We start from the raw sequence: 16,211 nt of genomic DNA, 5'->3' as shown, positions 1-16,211 counted from the left end.
GCTGCTGGACCTGAAGCATCCCGATGCGGGACCACGACGGTCAGTTTGCCGATGGCAGATCGGTCATCAAGACGGCTGACGTCGCCGCCGATCGCTCAGTGATCGTGAACGGCGATGACCATGGTGGCGGGATCGAAGCGGAAGACGAGCAAATAAAGCTTGATGACGTAGCGCAACAGCATCAGTACGGCGCCGGTCAGGATGGCCGAGTAGTAGATCCACATCGGGAATTCGAGGCCCGTGATGCTGCGCTCGTCGAGGCTGCGGGCGACATCCGCAACCTGGAAGCCGCAATAGGCCAGGCCGCCACAAAACAAGATCGCGACACAGCAGTTGAATGCCTCGACCCATCTTTGCCCTTGCGGCGGCAACAGTCGCAGGACGACGTCGGGCCTGACATGCCCATCGGTCCGGACCAACTGGCTCGACGCCAGAAACACCGCCCAGACCGTCAGATAGACCACGACCTCCTCGCCATTGATGAAAGCGAAGTTCTTGTTCACGTAGCGGCCGATGACCTGAGCGGTCCCGACCGTCAGTGCGGCGGCACCAAGAACTCCAATCAACAGGAGTTCAAGCCTGTTCCAGATCTTCATCATGGGTGGCAATCAATGGCCGATGGTCGTTACATCCGCTTGCACCTGCTGCAGCAAGGCGGGCGAAATCCGCAACTCCTTCGCGATGCCGTCCTGCAAAGGCAGCATCTTGGCGCGGACCTCAGCGAGCGCGCTCTCGGACGGCGAAACGAACACGATGCCGTTCTTCTCCAGCGTGTGGCGTGCCTCGGTCTGAGCCTCTTCCATGCTCTTGCGGTAGGCCTGGATGTTCTCCTGCCAGAGATCGACGACCAGCTTCTGGAGATCCGGCGGCAGCTTCTTGTAGAAGCTCTCGCTGATCATCGGCACGTAGAACCCGACGAATTCGCGATCCGCAAATCCATATTTCACGCCGGATTCCCAGAGCTTTGCGCTGGCAAGGCTTTCATCGGTCGAGCTCAGCCCGTCGAACGTGCCTTGCGAGAGCGCCAACGGTACGTCCGGCCAGGCTGTGACGTTCGGCGTTGCATTGAAGAACTTGGCCCGCGCCGATTGTCCCGCTCCGCCGGAGTTGCGGATCTTCATGCCGGCCTGATCGGCGAAGTCGCGGATCGCCTTGTTGGTGCTGTAGGTGTTTTGATATCCGAGCTGCAGCCAGGGGCCGAGCAATTTGACATCAAGCTTGCTCTCGAATTGCTTGTTGATGATCTCGCCGATCTTGCCGTCGGCAGCAGCATAGACCACCGGGTAGGGCTGCCCGAAAAATGCCGGCAGCTGGAAGACGTCTGCATCGGGGACGAAGCCGGTCAGCACCCAGGTGCCGGGGATCGCCATCTCGACGGCGCCCTGACGCAGCGCCTTCACCACGTCGCGGTCGCGAAACAACTGGCCGCTGTGGAACAGCTCGGTCGTGATCCGGCCGCCGGATTTTTCCTGCAGCTTCTTCAGGTAGTCGGCGGCAGACAATGTCCGTCCGTGTGTCGCCGACGTGTCCACCGAAGCCCGCAGCTTGAACTGAGGTTCGGCTGCTAGCGCTCCCTGGCTGCACTGAATCGCAAGCACGGCAAGCACGGCCGTCACGGCGCCCCGCATCATCGAGTTTCTCCCCTTGGCCGTCGTCTTCTGTCCGCGACGGGTCACGGAAGCTAACGGGCAGGCCAGGTTGATTCAAGTGGAACGTTTCATCGCATAGGTGTGTCAGTAGCGGTGCGTCGTTTGGAGTTCTGATGGATCGTTCGATCGATATATTAAGCTACTGTTATTATTAATATTTATCTCACGGGCGGAACGGTGGCTCATCTCAAGCATAGCTGATCTGCCCTATTTTTCATGAAACGTTTCATTGACAAGGCGGCCTCCGCGCGCCTAGCGTCCCGGCGCCGAGCGATACGCGCGGCCCCGGAGCGGAACGCTTCGGGTTTCCACGCAACAAGTGGACGGCGCATGAGCCGCAACAAATTACGGGGGGAGTAATGAGCACTACGCGGAGAAATCTGCTGTTGTCCGGCATCGCCATCGGCGCTGCGCTGGCCAGTTCGAATGTTTCGGTGATGGCGGCGGGACAGGAATTGACGCTCGGCGTCGTCGGCGTTCTGTCGGGTCCCGCTGCGCAATGGGGCCTCGCGCTGCGCGGCGCGGTCGAACTCGTCGCTGCCGAGGCCAACCGGGACGGCCTGATCAAGGTCGACGGGGCGCCATGCAAGGTCAACGTCGTTGCCATCGACAGCAAATACACGGCCGAAGGCGCCGCCGCTGCGGCCAACACGTTGGCAGGGCAGGGCGTTAAATTCATCATCGGTCCGATCGGCTCGCCCGAGCTCACCGGCGTGAAGCCGATCGCCAAGCGCAATTCGATGCTGGTGATGGGCAACGGCTACGCCAAGGATGCGCTATCGCCGCAGTTGCCGCTGGTCTTCCACATGGGGCCGGGTCCGTCGGGCTGGGCCGAGCCGATCATCAAGATCGCCAAGCAGAAGTTCGGCATGAAGAGCGTGGTGCTGGTCGCGCCGAACGACCAGGGTGGCACGGATATCGCGAGCGTCGACGCCGACGCATACAAGAGAACCGGCATCACAGCTTCCGAAGAATACTATCAGCGTGGCACCACCAATTTCGCGCCGATCGTGACCCGGATCATGAACGCGAAGCCCGACGCCGTCGATCTCGCTTCATCGCCCCCTGGCGACGCCGGCATCATCGTGAAGCAATTGCGTCAGGCTGGCTTTGAGGGACCGATCGGACGTCTCGGCGGTCCGGGATACACCGAAATCTCCCGCGTCGCCGGTGGCGACGAGGTGCTGAAGGACTTCTATTGGTACGAGCCGGTTCTCATCGACGAGAAAGTGCAAATGATCGCCGACGAGTACAAGAAGCTGCTCGGTGCCGAACGGCCGGAAAACAATCTGTTCTTTCAGTGGGTCTCCGCCGCCCGCATGGTAACCAAAGCCATCGCCAAGGCCGGTACCATCTCGGACACGGCCAAGGTTGCCGAGGCCCTGCGATCGTTGCCGGTTGAGGATCCCAATATCGGTCCCGGACACTGGATCGGGCAGGATTTCTTCGGCATCAACCAGGAACTGTCGTTCCCGTTCGGCGTCGGACTCGTGGAAAAAGGCAAGCTGCAACCGACCATCAGGGTCGAAGCGGCCGGCGGCAAGTAGCGGGTACTCCGTGCAAGGTTTTGTCGCCACCTGCCTCATCGGCATCAGCCTGGGTGCGCAGTACGCGCTGCTCGCCCTCGGCTTCACCCTGATCTTCGGCATTCTCGGAGTCGTCAATTTCGCGCATGGCGGCTTCTACGTTCTCGGAGGATATCTCGCCTATTCCGCGGTGACGTATCTCGGCATGCCCTACGCGCTGGCGGTGATCTGCGCGGCGCTGGGCACCATGCTGCTCGGATTCCTGTTCGAACGCTTCGTGCTGGATCGCGTGATTGACGATCATCTGGCGACGCTGATGCTGACGCTCGGCCTCTATTTGATGATGTCGAGCGGCATATTGGTGGTGTTCGGACCGCAGTCTCCGGCCTTCGCCTTTCCATTGACCGGTGTCATTCATGGCCATGGCTTCTTTGTGCCGATCGAGAATCTCGTGGTGCTGGGCGTCTGCATCGTCGGGATCCTGTCGATCTACGGCCTGATCTATTACACCGATTTCGGTCGCGCGCTGCGTGCGCTGGCCGATGACCGCGCGGTGGCGACGGCGCAGGGACTGCGTCCGGCGATTCTGTTTCCGGCCGCCTTTGCCCTGGCGACGGGGCTCGCCGGCCTCACCGGCGCGCTGGTCACACCGATCCTGTCGCTCGCGCCGCATATCGGCGATCCCGTGCTGGCGACGTCCTTCCTGATCGTCATTCTCGGCGGTCTCGGTAGCGTCGGTGGTGCGACAGTCGCGGCTTTCATCGTCGGCATGGCGGAGGCGTTCTCTGCGGTCTATCTCGGTGGGTCGAAGGGCGCACTCGCGCTGTTCGTGCTCGTCCTGGTCATGCTGGTCGTCAAGCCATCGGGTCTGTTCGGTCACCGGGTTCGGGGAGCTTGAGCACATGACAGCCCGCACCCTTTCCAAGCGCGGCGACCTGGCCGAGGCAGCAAGCGTCGTGGTCATCGCGGCCGCTTTCGTAGTTCCCTGGCTCAGCCAGAACCCGATGGTCTATTCGCTGGCCAACCAGATGCTGATCGCGATTACGGCCGCGTTCAGCGTCTACATCATGCTGCGCATGAATCTGATGACCTTCGCGGTGCCGACCTTCATGGCGATCGGCGGTTACACCGTCGCGATCCTGGGGCTTCGTCACGGCGTGACCGATGTGCTGCTGCTGGGGCTTGCGAGCTTCGTGGTGCCGGCGCTGTTTGCGCTGCCGCTCGGCGCGCTGGTGCTCCGTCTGACCGGCGTCTATTTCGTGCTGGTCACGTTCGTCCTCACCGAGATCACGCAACTGTTGCTGTTTGAAACGCCGGGGTGGACCGGCGGGTCCAATGGACTGGTCGGGATGCCGGCCGTGACGCTGTTCGGGCTGGAGCTCGCCGACAACCGCGCGGTGCTGCAGGTCACGATCGGGCTGGCGCTCGCCGGTGCTATCGTCACCGCTGCGGTGACCCGCACGCTGCGCCAGCATTTCGCGGCGATCGAGGAGAACGAACTGCTCGCCCAGAGTCTCGGCCTTGTCGTCTGGCACTACAAGGCGTTCGGCTTCGCCATCGCGGCGGGCGTATCCGGGCTCGCCGGCTTCGCCCTCGTCAACATGCTGCTCACCGCTCATCCGACCTCGTTCAGCGCGCTGTCATCGGTCAACTACATTGCCTATGCGATCATCGGTGGGAAGAGCAGCATGCTTGGCCCGGTTGTCGGTGGCGCTCTGCTGATCTGGGCGGGAGACGTCTTCGCGTTGCGCGGGGAGTATTCCCAGTTCCTGTTCGGCTTCCTGATCGTGGTGGTGGTGCTGGTCGCGCGCGAGGGCGTCGTCGGGACGATCCATCGCCTCAGCGTCCGCATGCTTTCGCCATCGTCGCCGTCGCGGTCCTCCACCGTCGCCTCGTCGCCGACGCTGAGCGTGCCCAATGCGATGGAGCCCCTGCAATGACGACTGAACGCACCGGACGGACCGACGGCGGCGCGCTGCTCGAGGTCGCAGCCATCTCCAAGCGTTTCGGCGGGCTGCATGTCTTCGACAATGTCAGCTTCGCCATCCCGCCAGGCGATGTCCTTGGCGTCATCGGGCCGAACGGCGCCGGCAAGACCACGCTCATCAATGTCATTTGCGGCATGTTGCCGCCGACCACCGGCCGGGTGCGGCTCGACGGCAAGGATATGACCGGCAAGCCGCTGCATGCCGTCAGTCGCATGGGAATTATCCGCAGCTTCCAGCAGACCAACACCTTCCGCATGGCATCGGTCCGCGAGAATATTTCGCGGGCCCTTCGCTTCAGCGGCAGTGGGCCCGGATGGGACAGCGTCGCGCCGCTGATCGACGAGTTCGAGCTTGAACCGCAGCTCGACGAGCAGAGCGACAAGCTGCCGTACGGGCTCCAGAAGATGCTCGGTCTCATTCTGGCCTGCGCCGCCCGGCCGAAAGTCCTGCTGCTCGACGAGCCGGCGGCCGGCCTCGAGCGGCGGGAGCGCCTGCGGGTCGATGCTTTCGTGCGCCACGTGAGGACGGAGCTCGGTTGCGGGGTCCTGATCGTCGAGCATGACATGGATCTCGTGCGCCGCCTCTGTCCGAGAATACTGGTGCTCGATTCCGGTCGTGTCCTGGCCGAAGGCGCTCCGGCCGACGTCCTGGCACGCAAGGACGTCATCGACGCCTATCTCGGGACAGTGGACGAGGAGGCGGCCTGATGCTGGCGGTGAAAGACCTCGAAGTCCGCTATGGCGGCATCACGGCAATCAGCGGCGTCTCGATCGACGTCGCCGAGGGCGAGACGGTCCTGCTGATCGGCGCCAATGGCGCCGGCAAGTCGAGCCTGATCAACGCCATCATCGGTCTGGTCCAGGCCTCGCATGGCAGCGTGCGCTTCGCGGGCCGTGATCTCAGTGCCGTATCCTGCGATGGGCGCGCGCGGGCCGGAATTGGGTATTCGCCCGAAGGCCGCCGCGTATTCCCGACCATGTCGGTCGCCGACAACGTCCTGAGCGGCGCCTGCTGGCACGGCGGGGCGAGCCAGCGCCAAGCCTGGGCCTGGCTCTGTGGCATCTTTCCGATCCTGAAGGAGCGCGCCAGCCAGCCGGCCGGACAATTGTCGGGGGGACAACAGCAGATCGTCGCCTTGGCGCGCGCCATGAGTTCGTTTCCCAAGCTGCTGCTGCTGGATGAACCCTTCCTCGGGCTCGCGCCGGTGTGGATCGCGCAGATCAGCGAGGCGATCCGCCATATGCAACAGCGCGGCACGACCATTCTCATGACCGAGCAGATGGCGCGTCCGGCGCTCAAGCTTGCCACACGCGGCTACGTGATGCGCGGTGGCGAGGTCAGGCGGAGCGGCACCGTCGCCGAAATTCGCGACGTTGCGCTTGCCGAGGAGTATTTGTGATGTCCGCTACTTTGAACGCCACTGCGCTGCTCGGGACCTTCGCCGCAACGACGTCGGCGAGCGAACTGTCCCCGGATGTCGCCACGAAGGCAGCCATTTGCCTGCTGGACTCGCTGGGGCTCGCGCTCGCGGCGCGACACGAGCCGACGGCCGCGGCCGCGCGCGCGATGTCCGCGGAGGTGCTGCCTGGACCGCGCACCGCGCGCATCTGGGCGAGCGGCAAACATGCCGCGCTGTCCGAGGCGGTTCTCGCCAACGGCATTGCCGTTCACGCCCATTTTCAGGACGACACCGACCACGATTCATGGACGCACCCGGGATCCCTGATTGCGCCGGTCGCGGTGTCGCTTGGCGAATCGCTGGATGCGCCGCTGCGCACCGTACTGACCGCTCTCACGGTCGGCTATACCACGCTTAAATGGCTTGGTGCGGGTGAAGTCGTTGCCCGCGGCCTGATCGGCCGGGGCGTGCGGACCAGCCCGACCTTCGGCACGATCGGCGCCGCGGCGGCGGCCGCAGCCGAACTTGGGCTCGATGCACCGAGGTCCACCAGCGCGGTTGCAATCGCGGCCTGCACGACCGGCGGCACGCTGGAGCCGGTGCGCTGCGGCTCCGACGAATGGCGCGTACAGAACGGGCGCGCCGCCCAGGGCGGGCTGGTGGCCGCGGAGCTTGCGGCGCGCGGCGTCCAGGGGGCGCCTGATGCGCTGGAAGGACCGAAGGGGTTGTTGCGCTCGCTTGCCGGCCTCGATCGCACGCCAGAACAATGGCAGCGAGGCCCCGATGTCGCGACGATGATCGGCATCATGGCAAAGCCGTTCGCAACCCTGGGCGACAACATGTCGGCGGTGCTGGCGGCGCAGGTGCTCTACCGCGACGGCATCGATCTGTCGCAGGTGAAGCGGATCACCGTGACGATCTGGGAGCCCTATACGCAATATCCGGGAACGTCCTTCAAGGGACCGTTCACGCGGACGGTGCAGACCCAGGCCAGCACCGCCTTTGCGGTCGCCGCCATGCTGCGTTACGGCCGCCTCGACTACGAGATGGGCGTCGAGCACCGCCAGGACCGGGAGATCATGGCACTCGTCGGAAAGACGATCGTCGAGCCGGACGCGGTCGGCACCCATCTCGACGCGACCGTCGAGTTGGAGATGGAAAATGGTGCGCGTCTTCGCCGGACCGCGCGCGAGGCGCCCAAGGTTCTGGTGTTCCAGGACGAAGCCCGCGCCACCGAGGTTTTTGATAGCCGCCTGGCCGGCACCGGAATTCCGGCCGGCGAAGGCGCCAGCCTTGCGGCCGAGGTTTTCGCCTCGGCACGTAGTGGCGGATCGATGCCTGTGCGCAGGCTGCTCGACCGCCTGACCCGATCTCAAAGGGATGCGATCAAATGAAACTTGGACTTGAAGGCAAGACTGCGATCGTCACTGGCGGCAGCAAGGGCATTGGTCTCGAGACCGTACGCTTGCTGGCGGAGGAGGGTGTCAAGGTTCTGGTCTGCGCGCGCCGCGAGGACGCGCTGGCCGAATGTCGTTCTGACGTCGAGCGGAGCACCGGCGTCAAGGTCGAAACGCTGTCGCTTGATGTGACGGATCTGAAGCAGATCGAGCGGCTGCCGGCGGTCGCCCGCGACCGTCTCGGCCGCGTCGACATCCTGGTCAACAATGCCGGCACCGGCACCTACAAGCCGTTCCTCGAAGTCACCGACGAGGAACTGCAATACGGCATGGCGATCAATTTCTTCGCTCAGTTCCGTATCTGTCAGCGCATCATTCCGATCATGATCGAGCAGAACGGCGGCAGCATCGTCAACGTGTCGGGCGAAACCGGGATCATGGTGACGATGCCGCCGTTCCTGTCGTCATGCACCGGTCCGGCCAAGTCGGCAGAAATCCGCTTCTCCAAGATTCTCGCCAACGAATTCGGGCCGCACAACATTCGCGTCAACTGCGTCGTTCCCGGTTTCGTCAATACTCCGGAACGTTTTGCAAAATGGGAGCGCGAACTCGCCAAGCGCGATCTGGGCGAAGAGGAGGCGGAAGCCGAACGCAAGCGCTGGTCGGAAAACAATTCGATGCGAAACACGCGCTGGGGCACGCCGGAGGAACTCGCGAATTTGATCGTCTTCGCGCTGTCCGACCGCGCGAGCTTCGTCAACGGCGCGGTGCTGGTTGCCGACAATGCGCAGGACAAGTCGTGAAAGCGACGCCGCTCGACATGATGAATCGATTGATGGCAACAGGAACGGCGGCGGCCCTTGCGGCAGCCGGGAGGATTTGATGGACGTTGACAAGCCGCTCGCTGGTATCACCGTGGTTGAACTCGGACACAGCGTGGCCGCCCCCTATGCCGGACTGATTCTGGCCGATCTCGGCGCGCGTGTGATCAAGGTCGAGAATCCCAAGAGCGGCGATTATGCGCGTGGCTGGGGGCCGCCGTTCTGGAATGGAACGGCAAGTGTGTTCCATAGTCTCAATCGCGGCAAGGAAGGCATCACCGTCGATTTCGGCGCAGCGGAGGATTGCGAGAGGCTGAAGTCGCTGATCCTGAACGAGGCCGATGCCGTCATCCAGAATCTGCGGCCTGGCATTCTGGACAAGTTTGGTCTCACCGCGGATGCGCTCAGCGCCGCGAAGCCATCGCTGATCTGGTGCGACATCGGCGCGTTCGGCGCCAAGGGGCCGCTCGCCAGCAAGCCCGGCTACGATCCGCTCGCCCAGGCCAGCACCGGCATCATGAGCGTCACCGGCGAGGGCGGCCGGCCGCCGGTGCGTGTCGGCGTCTCGCTGGTCGACATGGGCTCCGGCATGTGGGCAGTGATCGGCATGCTCGCTGCGTTGGTGGCGCGCAACAAGGGCGGTCAGGGTCGCAGCGTTGCGACCTCGCTTTACGAGACCGGGCTCGCGTGGATGACCGTTCCGCTGGCCGGCTATGCGGCGTCAGGTGAGGTGCGCAAGCCCTATGGATCGGGCACCGCGGAAATCGCGCCCTATCAGGCATTCGAGGCGTCCGACGGATGGCTGATGATTGCCGCCGGCAACGACAATCTGTTCCGCAAGCTGTGCGTGGCGTTGAGCCTCGAGGCGCTTGCGCATGATCCTGACTTCGCGACCAACGCGGCAAGGGTCGTCAACCGCGAACGACTGATCCGGCAAATCGCGGCCGCGGTGCGTAAGTATACGGTCGATGCGCTTGGCGGCATTCTCGACGGCGCCGGGGTTCCCAATGCACCGCTGCTGACCACCGATCAGGTTGCGGAGCATCCGCAAACCCGCGCCCTCGACATGATGGTGCGATGTGCTGGCGACGATATCGATCTTGTCGGCGTTCCGCTTGCCTTCGACGGTACGCGACCGCGCGCACGCACCGCTGCGCCGGCGCTCGGCCAGCACAATGCCATTCTTCGAAAGCCTGCGAGCAAGGGAGCCATCAATGCGAACTGATTTCCAGGCCATCAAGGTCGAACGGCGTGATGGCGATATCCTGCTGGTGACGTTGCACCGGCCGGAAGCGTCCAATGCGATGAACACCCAGATGGGCCTCGATCTGGTGGAATTGTTCGAGGGCTTCTCGACCGACATCGAAGGGTTGCGCGCGGTGATCCTGACTGGACACGGCGACAAGGCGTTCTGCGCCGGGGGCGATCTGAAGCAGCGCAACGGCATGACGGACGAGGCCTGGCAGGCACAGCATCTGGTCTTCGAGCGCATGCTGCGCGCTCTGCTGGGCTGTCCAATTCCCGTGATCGGCGCGATCAATGGTGCGGCTTATGGCGGCGGCTGTGAGATCGCGGCTGCGCTCGACTTCGTCTACGCCTCGACCAATGCACGCTTCGCGCTGACCGAAGTGACGCTCGGCATCATGCCAGGTGGCGGCGGCACGCAGAATCTGCCGCGCGCCGTCGGCGAGCGCCGCGCCAAGGAATTGATCCTGTCCGGCCAGCCGTTCTCGGCTGCCGAGGCCGAGCAGTGGGGGCTGGTCAATCGGGTGCTGCCGCCAGGGGAATTGCTGGAGGCGACCTTCGCCATCGCCCATCGCATCGCTGCCAATGGCCCGATCTCGGTGCGCCAGGCCAAGCAGGCGATCCATCGCGGTTTGCAGATGTCGCTCGCCGATGGCCTCGCCTTCGAGATCGAGGCCTACAACCGTCTGGTCCCGACCGCGGACCGGCGCGAGGGCGTGCTGGCGTTCAACGAGCGCCGCAAACCCAACTTTCAAGGCAAGTAGGAGGAGGCGCGAAATGCGTGAGAAAGCTCATGTTCGCGAGGTCGGACCCCGCGACGGCATTCAGATGGTCAAGACCATCTTGCCGAGCGCGCGCAAGCTGGCCTGGTGCCGTGGCGCGGTGGAGGCCGGAATCCGCGAGATCGAGGTGACCTCATTCGTGCCGGCCAAGGTGATCCCGCAATTTGCCGACGCGGAGGAGGTGGCCCGCGGCGCGCTGACAATGCCGGGCTTGCGGCCGTCGGTTCTGGTTCCGAATCTGAAGGGGGCCGAGCGCGCCTTCGCGCTCGGTGTGCCAATCGTCAACTATGTGCTGTCGGCGAGCGAGGAGCACAACCAGGCCAATGTTCGCCGCAGCACCGAGGAGTCGTTGCAGGATTTCGCGCGCATCGCCGCGGCGCGCGATAAGCGCGCCGGAGCACGAATCGGACTTGGTGCGGGCATCGCGACCGCGTTCGGCTGCACCATCTCGGGGGCGGTATCGGAGGCACGAGTGGTCGAGATCGCGGTGCGGCTCGCCGGGATGGGCGCCGACGAGATCATCGTCGCCGATACGGTCGGCTATGGCGATCCAGGTCAGGTCCGCCGCCTGATGGGCGCGGTGATCGCAGCGGTGCGTCCACTGCCGGTCGCCTGCCACTTCCACGACACGCGCGGTCTCGGTCTCGCCAATGTGACGGCGGCACTGGATGCGGGTGTACGCGCCTTCGACGCATCCCTCGCCGGACTCGGCGGCTGTCCGTTCGCACCCGGCGCCACCGGCAACATCGACACCGAGGATACCGTCTTCCTGCTCGAGCAACTTGGTTTCGATACCGGCGCCGATGTCGAGCGGCTGGTTGCCTTGCGACGCGAGGTCGAGAGCTGGCTGCCCGGCGAACGGTTCTCTGGCGCGATCGCCCGCGCCGGCCTGCCCAAAACGTTCCGCGTGTCGGCCAGCGCCGCCGCCTGAAAGGATATGACATGAACTATCACGACGCCGCCCAAACCGCCGACATGGAGGTCACCGTCACGTTGGGCGAGGATTTCTCCGACCTGCGCAACACGGTGCGGCAGATCTGCAAGGGCTTTCCGGGCGAATACTGGCGCAAGCTCGACGATCAAAGCGCCTATCCGACCGAATTCGTCGCGGCGTTGACGGAGGCGGGATTCCTCGGCGCGCTGATCCCGGAGGAATACGGCGGTTCGGGCCTGCCGCTGCGTGCGGCGGCAGTGATCCTCGAAGAGATCAATGCGAACGGCTGCAGCGCCAGTCCCGCGCATGCCCAGATGTACATCATGGGTACGTTGCTCCGTCACGGCAACGAGACCCAGAAGCGGACCTACCTGCCGGAAATCGCGGCGGGACGGCTGCGGCTGCAGGCCTTTGGCGTAACCGAGCCCAATACCGGCTCCGATACCACCCAGCTCAAGACCCGCGCCGAGCGTCAGGGGGACGTCTATGTCGTCAACGGCCAGAAGGTCTGGACGTCGCGGGCGCTGCACTCCGACCTGATGCTGCTGCTGGCGCGCACCAGTCCGGTCGATCAGGTGAAGCGGCGCACCGACGGACTTTCGGTGTTCCTCGTCGACTTGCGTGAGGCCAAGGGCAACGGCGTCGAAATCTGCCCGATCAAGGCGATGGTCAATCACAATACGACAGAGGTGTTCATCGAGAACCTGAAAGTGCCGGTCGCCAATCTCATCGGGGAGGAAGGCAAGGGCTTTCGCTACATCCTCGACGGCATGAACGCCGAACGAATCCTGGTTGCCTCCGAATGTGTGGGCGACGGACGCTGGCTTCTCGGCAAGGGCGTCGCCTATGCCAATGAGCGGCGCGTCTTCGGACGATCGATCGGCCAGAATCAGGGCATCCAGTTTCCACTGGCGCGCGCCTACGCCGAACTCGAAGCCGCCGACATGATGTGCCGCCGTGCCGCCGCGCTGTTCCAGGCCGGGCAGCCCTGCGGAGCAGACGCCAACATCGCCAAGCTGCTGGCGTCGGAGGCCACCTGGAAAGCGGCCGATACGACATTCCAGACCCATGGCGGCTTCGCCTTTGCGCAGGAATACGACGTCGAGCGCAAATGGCGTGAGGTCCGTCTTTACCAGACAGCCCCGATCTCGACCAACATGGTGCTGGCCTATGTGGCGCAGCACGTGCTCGGTCTTCCGCGTTCCTACTGAGGAGACGACCCATGCTGGATATCACGCGTCAGACGGCCAATTTTGTAGCCGGCCTCAAGCTGTCCGATCTGTCCGGCCGCTGCCGCGAGGCGGCGCGGATCGGCATCATCGACTGCGTCGGCGTCATGATCGCTGGTGCCGCCGAGCAGCCGGTGCGGATCGTGTCGGCGATGGTGGCCGCGTCCACCCAGAACGACGGCGCACCCGAGGTTCCGTCGGGCCGCAATCTCGCGGCGCCGGATGCTGCGCTCGTCAACGGTGTCGCAGCGCACGTGCTCGACTATGACGACGTGGCGCTCGCCGGACATCCGAGCACCGTGCTGGTGCCGGCCATCCTGGCCGAAGGCTGGTCGCTCGACTCCAGCGGTGCCGACGCGCTCGCCGCCTATGCCGCGGGCTACGAAGTCTGGGCGCAGGTCATTGCGCTGGAGCCCGGTCACCTCCATGAGCGCGGCTTTCATCCGACGGCCGTGATGGGCGCGCTCGCCACCGCGGCCGCCTGTGCGCGGCTGCGCAATCTCGACTCCACGAAGACCGCGCATGCCATCGCGATCGCCGCCTCGCTCGCCTCCGGACTGGTCGCCAATTTCGGCACCATGACCAAATCGCTGCATGCCGGCCGCACCGCCCAATCCGGCGTGCTTGCCGCGCGCCTCGCCGATCAGGGATTTACCGCATCGCTGGATGTGCTCGAACACCAAACCGGCTTCCTGCGCGCCCATTCGCCATCGGGCACGCCGGATATCGAAAACGGCACGATCGATATCGGCCGCAACTGGCGGCTTGCCGATCTCGGCATCAATGTGAAGCGCTATCCGACCTGCTATGCGACCCATCGTTCGATCGACGCGATGATTGGCCTGGTGAATGCGCACAAGCTCAAGCCCGACGACGTGAAGGAAATTCGGGTCCACACCGGCGTCACCCAAAGGCTGATGTTGCGCAACACCAATCCGCAGACCGGTCTCGAGGCCAAGTTCAGCATGGAATTCGCGATGACCGCCGCGCTGATCGCCGGCCGCGTCGGGCTGTCCGAGCTCACCGATGAGTTCGTCTCGCGGCCGGATGTCGGCGCTACCTTCGCCAAGGTCCGCTGCACGACGACGGACGAGATCATGCCGGGCGACCAGCCGTTCGCGCCGGCCGACCGCGTCAGCGTCGTGTTGACGTCGGGCGAAGTGCTTGAGCACGCGCCGGTGGTTCATGCCAAGGGCAGCTGGCAGCGCCCGCTCTCGCGCGATGAACTGCAGGATAAGTTCATGGAATGCGCGACCCGGGTGTTCAAGCAAGGCCAGGCCGCAGCGCTGTTCGAGCAGCTCTGGAATATCGAGGACCTCGGGTCGATCCGCTCGCTTCGCCTGACCAACGACCGGGGCGACGCATGAGCGCGGCAATGCCTGGGAAGGGATCGACGCCGCGCATCTGGCACCAGTCGGTCAACGAGCTCGATCATCTCGAAGTCTACAAGCGCGCGCTCGAGGCCCATGCGGCGGAAATCCTTGGCGACGACGCCGAGGTCGTCGTCCACGGGCTTCCGTCCGGATCATACGCCGGCGCTTCGGCCACTGCGGTGCTCGGCAATGCATTCGCCTATCACCGCATTCTCAGCCGGGTGATCGACAATGCGATCACCGCCGAGCGGCAGGGTTATGATGCCTTCGTGATCGGTTCGTTCAGCGAGCCGTTTCTGCGCGAGATCCGCTCCGCGGTGGATATTCCCGTCGCCTCGCTGACCGAGAGTGGTCTTCTGGTCGGCTGCTCGCTCGGCAGCTATGTGGCGTTGATCTCCAATGCGCCGGCGGTGCAGTGGATGACGAAGGTTGCGGTCGATAAGCACAAGCTCGCCGCCCGTGTGCTGGAGGTTGCGGCGATGGATCCGCCGCTCGACGAGCCGCAACTGGCGCGCGCTTACGTCGATCCGGCTCCGGTCATCGCAAATTTCACCGCCGCGGCCGAGCGCCTGGTGGCGCGCGGCGCTGACGTCATCATTCCGGCGGAAGGTGTGCTGGCGGAACTCCTGGTTCGTCACGGCGTCCACCGCATCGCCGGTGCTCCCGTGATGGACGTGTTTGCCGTCACCTGGGCCTACGCGCTGATGCAGATCAGGCTCTGGTCGAAGGCACAACTTGGCGTGGGCCGGAGCTGGCACCACAGGCGCGACGATCCAGCGATCGTTGCAAGATTTTGGCAAGGGGACGCACAATGAGCACTTCACCCTCAACGCAAGTCGCAGGAGTCTATCACCGCAGGCTTGGCGACGCGCTGGTCACCGGCCTCAGCGACGGTTACGTCGACATGGGATACACGATCTTTCGCAATATCCCCGAGGAGGAAACCAAGGCCATCCTGGCGCGCGATCATCGCACCTCGCCGCCGCGCATCTCGGTCAACGCCTTTGCCGTGCGCATGGACAACCGGACCTACCTGATCGACTGCGGATCGGCGGATCTGATGGGGCCGACCTGCGGCCGTCTGCCGGCAAATCTCGCTGCCGCCGGCATCGATCCGGCCTCGGTCGACGCGGTGCTGCTGACTCACGTCCATCCCGACCATTCCAACGGGCTGACAGATGCCGCAACCGGAACGCGGCTGTTTCCCAACGCGGAAGTCATCGTCCATGAGAACGAGATCAATCACTGGTTCAACGACGAGGCGATGGCCAAGGCGGCCGAGCGGCCCCGGCGCCGCTATTTCGAGGCCGGCCGCACCCAGCTGAAGCCCTATATGGCTGCCGATCGCGTCAAGACTTTCCGGAAGGGCGAGGTGCTCCCGGGCGTCACGGCGATCCCGATCCACGGTCATACCCCCGGCCACGCCGCCTATGTCGTATCGCGCGGCGGCGAATCAATGGTGGTTTGGGGGGACACGGTCCATGTGCCGGAGATCCAGGTTGCACGTCCGGAAGTGACGATGGAATTCGACACCGACCCCGAGGCCGCCGCAGCCGCTCGTCAGATGATGTTCGACATGGTGGTCACAGACGACATGCTGGTCGGCGGCATGCATCTGCATTTCCCCGGGTTCGGACATATGCGGCGCGAGGCAGGGCGATACAGCCTGGTGGCGGAGCAGTGGGCGTTCGAAGTATGAGCCGCAGTATCGTCGAAGCCGACGCCATCTGATCGTTTCCGGAACAAGGACGGGAGGCCAGGCCGTTTGGATCACGTTGGAGAAATGCACAAATCATTTGCCTTCGGCCGGCGGATAGCACCTGCGGCCGAATTGGCTTCCGCGTATTGTGCAGGGGATTGAGGTCTCA

General features: G+C 64.3%; 16 protein-coding genes. 14 read left to right on the top strand and 2 right to left on the bottom strand.

What is annotated here, in order from left to right:
- Positions 1 to 95: 95 nt before the first annotated feature.
- Both ACVW1B_RS28120 and dctP read right to left on the bottom strand, forming a co-directional pair.
- On the bottom strand, positions 96 to 599 hold the full coding sequence (locus ACVW1B_RS28120) for a TRAP transporter small permease (protein WP_057017373.1): 504 nt from the start codon (positions 597 to 599) through the stop codon (positions 96 to 98).
- Positions 600 to 608: 9 nt separating this feature from the next.
- Entirely contained in the window at positions 609 to 1,631 is a 1,023-nt protein-coding gene (gene dctP / locus ACVW1B_RS28115; protein ID WP_253606943.1) for a TRAP transporter substrate-binding protein DctP, read from the bottom strand.
- A gap of 377 nt (positions 1,632 to 2,008) precedes the next feature.
- Between dctP and ACVW1B_RS28110 the strand changes: the two genes are divergently transcribed.
- From ACVW1B_RS28110 to ACVW1B_RS28045, 14 genes are all read left to right on the top strand, one after another.
- Positions 2,009 to 3,196, top strand: a complete 1,188-nt coding sequence (locus tag ACVW1B_RS28110; RefSeq protein WP_253606944.1) for an ABC transporter substrate-binding protein — start codon at positions 2,009 to 2,011, stop codon at positions 3,194 to 3,196.
- A gap of 10 nt (positions 3,197 to 3,206) precedes the next feature.
- On the top strand, positions 3,207 to 4,073 hold the full coding sequence (locus ACVW1B_RS28105; RefSeq protein WP_225642650.1) for a branched-chain amino acid ABC transporter permease: 867 nt from the start codon (positions 3,207 to 3,209) through the stop codon (positions 4,071 to 4,073).
- Positions 4,074 to 4,077: 4 nt separating this feature from the next.
- On the top strand, positions 4,078 to 5,115 hold the full coding sequence (locus ACVW1B_RS28100) for a branched-chain amino acid ABC transporter permease (protein ID WP_253606945.1): 1,038 nt from the start codon (positions 4,078 to 4,080) through the stop codon (positions 5,113 to 5,115).
- Entirely contained in the window at positions 5,112 to 5,870 is a 759-nt protein-coding gene (locus ACVW1B_RS28095) for an ABC transporter ATP-binding protein (protein ID WP_253606946.1), read from the top strand. Before ACVW1B_RS28100 ends, ACVW1B_RS28095 begins: the two co-directional genes overlap by 4 nt.
- Positions 5,870 to 6,562: an ABC transporter ATP-binding protein gene (locus tag ACVW1B_RS28090; protein ID WP_050387518.1), complete on the top strand. Its 693-nt coding sequence runs from the start codon at positions 5,870 to 5,872 to the stop codon at positions 6,560 to 6,562. Before ACVW1B_RS28095 ends, ACVW1B_RS28090 begins: the two co-directional genes overlap by 1 nt.
- Positions 6,562 to 7,956, top strand: coding sequence for an MmgE/PrpD family protein (locus tag ACVW1B_RS28085; RefSeq protein ID WP_253606947.1), 1,395 nt, complete (start codon positions 6,562 to 6,564; stop codon positions 7,954 to 7,956). Before ACVW1B_RS28090 ends, ACVW1B_RS28085 begins: the two co-directional genes overlap by 1 nt.
- Positions 7,953 to 8,762 carry an SDR family NAD(P)-dependent oxidoreductase gene (locus ACVW1B_RS28080; protein ID WP_253606948.1) on the top strand — a complete coding sequence of 270 codons (810 nt, stop codon included), beginning with the start codon at positions 7,953 to 7,955 and terminating at the stop codon, positions 8,760 to 8,762. Before ACVW1B_RS28085 ends, ACVW1B_RS28080 begins: the two co-directional genes overlap by 4 nt.
- A 79-nt stretch (positions 8,763 to 8,841) precedes the next feature.
- The gene (locus tag ACVW1B_RS28075; protein ID WP_253606949.1) at positions 8,842 to 10,005 is read left to right on the top strand and encodes a CaiB/BaiF CoA transferase family protein; all 1,164 of its coding nucleotides are present in this window, start codon (positions 8,842 to 8,844) and stop codon (positions 10,003 to 10,005) included.
- Positions 9,995 to 10,789, top strand: a complete 795-nt coding sequence (locus ACVW1B_RS28070; protein ID WP_253606950.1) for an enoyl-CoA hydratase/isomerase family protein — start codon at positions 9,995 to 9,997, stop codon at positions 10,787 to 10,789. The genes ACVW1B_RS28075 and ACVW1B_RS28070 overlap by 11 nt, the downstream gene beginning before the upstream one ends.
- Before the next feature lie 13 nt (positions 10,790 to 10,802).
- A complete protein-coding gene (locus tag ACVW1B_RS28065) occupies positions 10,803 to 11,738 on the top strand; it encodes a hydroxymethylglutaryl-CoA lyase (protein ID WP_253606951.1) in 936 nt (311 codons plus the stop codon).
- A gap of 11 nt (positions 11,739 to 11,749) precedes the next feature.
- Entirely contained in the window at positions 11,750 to 12,952 is a 1,203-nt protein-coding gene (locus ACVW1B_RS28060; RefSeq protein ID WP_375167053.1) for an acyl-CoA dehydrogenase family protein, read from the top strand.
- A gap of 11 nt (positions 12,953 to 12,963) precedes the next feature.
- Positions 12,964 to 14,337, top strand: a complete 1,374-nt coding sequence (locus ACVW1B_RS28055; RefSeq protein ID WP_253606952.1) for an MmgE/PrpD family protein — start codon at positions 12,964 to 12,966, stop codon at positions 14,335 to 14,337.
- 8 nt (positions 14,338 to 14,345) lie between these two features.
- Positions 14,346 to 15,158 carry an aspartate/glutamate racemase family protein gene (locus tag ACVW1B_RS28050; RefSeq protein WP_225158767.1) on the top strand — a complete coding sequence of 271 codons (813 nt, stop codon included), beginning with the start codon at positions 14,346 to 14,348 and terminating at the stop codon, positions 15,156 to 15,158.
- Positions 15,155 to 16,042: an MBL fold metallo-hydrolase gene (locus ACVW1B_RS28045; protein WP_225158766.1), complete on the top strand. Its 888-nt coding sequence runs from the start codon at positions 15,155 to 15,157 to the stop codon at positions 16,040 to 16,042. Before ACVW1B_RS28050 ends, ACVW1B_RS28045 begins: the two co-directional genes overlap by 4 nt.
- Positions 16,043 to 16,211 lie beyond the last annotated feature (169 nt).

It is taken from the genome of Bradyrhizobium sp. USDA 4502 (assembly GCF_054063355.1).
This window is presented reverse-complemented; position numbering and strand designations above follow the sequence as displayed.

Coding starts and splice junctions, on each gene's coding strand:
- ACVW1B_RS28045 (WP_225158766.1), top strand. CDS start 15,155: ATGAGCACTTCACCCTCAACGCAAGTCGCAGGAGTCTATCACCGCAGG.
- ACVW1B_RS28055 (WP_253606952.1), top strand. CDS start 12,964: ATGCTGGATATCACGCGTCAGACGGCCAATTTTGTAGCCGGCCTCAAG.
- dctP (WP_253606943.1), bottom strand. CDS start 1,631: ATGATGCGGGGCGCCGTGACGGCCGTGCTTGCCGTGCTTGCGATTCAG.
- ACVW1B_RS28080 (WP_253606948.1), top strand. CDS start 7,953: ATGAAACTTGGACTTGAAGGCAAGACTGCGATCGTCACTGGCGGCAGC.
- ACVW1B_RS28050 (WP_225158767.1), top strand. CDS start 14,346: ATGCCTGGGAAGGGATCGACGCCGCGCATCTGGCACCAGTCGGTCAAC.
- ACVW1B_RS28110 (WP_253606944.1), top strand. CDS start 2,009: ATGAGCACTACGCGGAGAAATCTGCTGTTGTCCGGCATCGCCATCGGC.
- ACVW1B_RS28075 (WP_253606949.1), top strand. CDS start 8,842: ATGGACGTTGACAAGCCGCTCGCTGGTATCACCGTGGTTGAACTCGGA.
- ACVW1B_RS28095 (WP_253606946.1), top strand. CDS start 5,112: ATGACGACTGAACGCACCGGACGGACCGACGGCGGCGCGCTGCTCGAG.
- ACVW1B_RS28090 (WP_050387518.1), top strand. CDS start 5,870: ATGCTGGCGGTGAAAGACCTCGAAGTCCGCTATGGCGGCATCACGGCA.
- ACVW1B_RS28085 (WP_253606947.1), top strand. CDS start 6,562: ATGTCCGCTACTTTGAACGCCACTGCGCTGCTCGGGACCTTCGCCGCA.
- ACVW1B_RS28065 (WP_253606951.1), top strand. CDS start 10,803: ATGCGTGAGAAAGCTCATGTTCGCGAGGTCGGACCCCGCGACGGCATT.
- ACVW1B_RS28100 (WP_253606945.1), top strand. CDS start 4,078: ATGACAGCCCGCACCCTTTCCAAGCGCGGCGACCTGGCCGAGGCAGCA.
- ACVW1B_RS28120 (WP_057017373.1), bottom strand. CDS start 599: ATGATGAAGATCTGGAACAGGCTTGAACTCCTGTTGATTGGAGTTCTT.
- ACVW1B_RS28070 (WP_253606950.1), top strand. CDS start 9,995: ATGCGAACTGATTTCCAGGCCATCAAGGTCGAACGGCGTGATGGCGAT.
- ACVW1B_RS28060 (WP_375167053.1), top strand. CDS start 11,750: ATGAACTATCACGACGCCGCCCAAACCGCCGACATGGAGGTCACCGTC.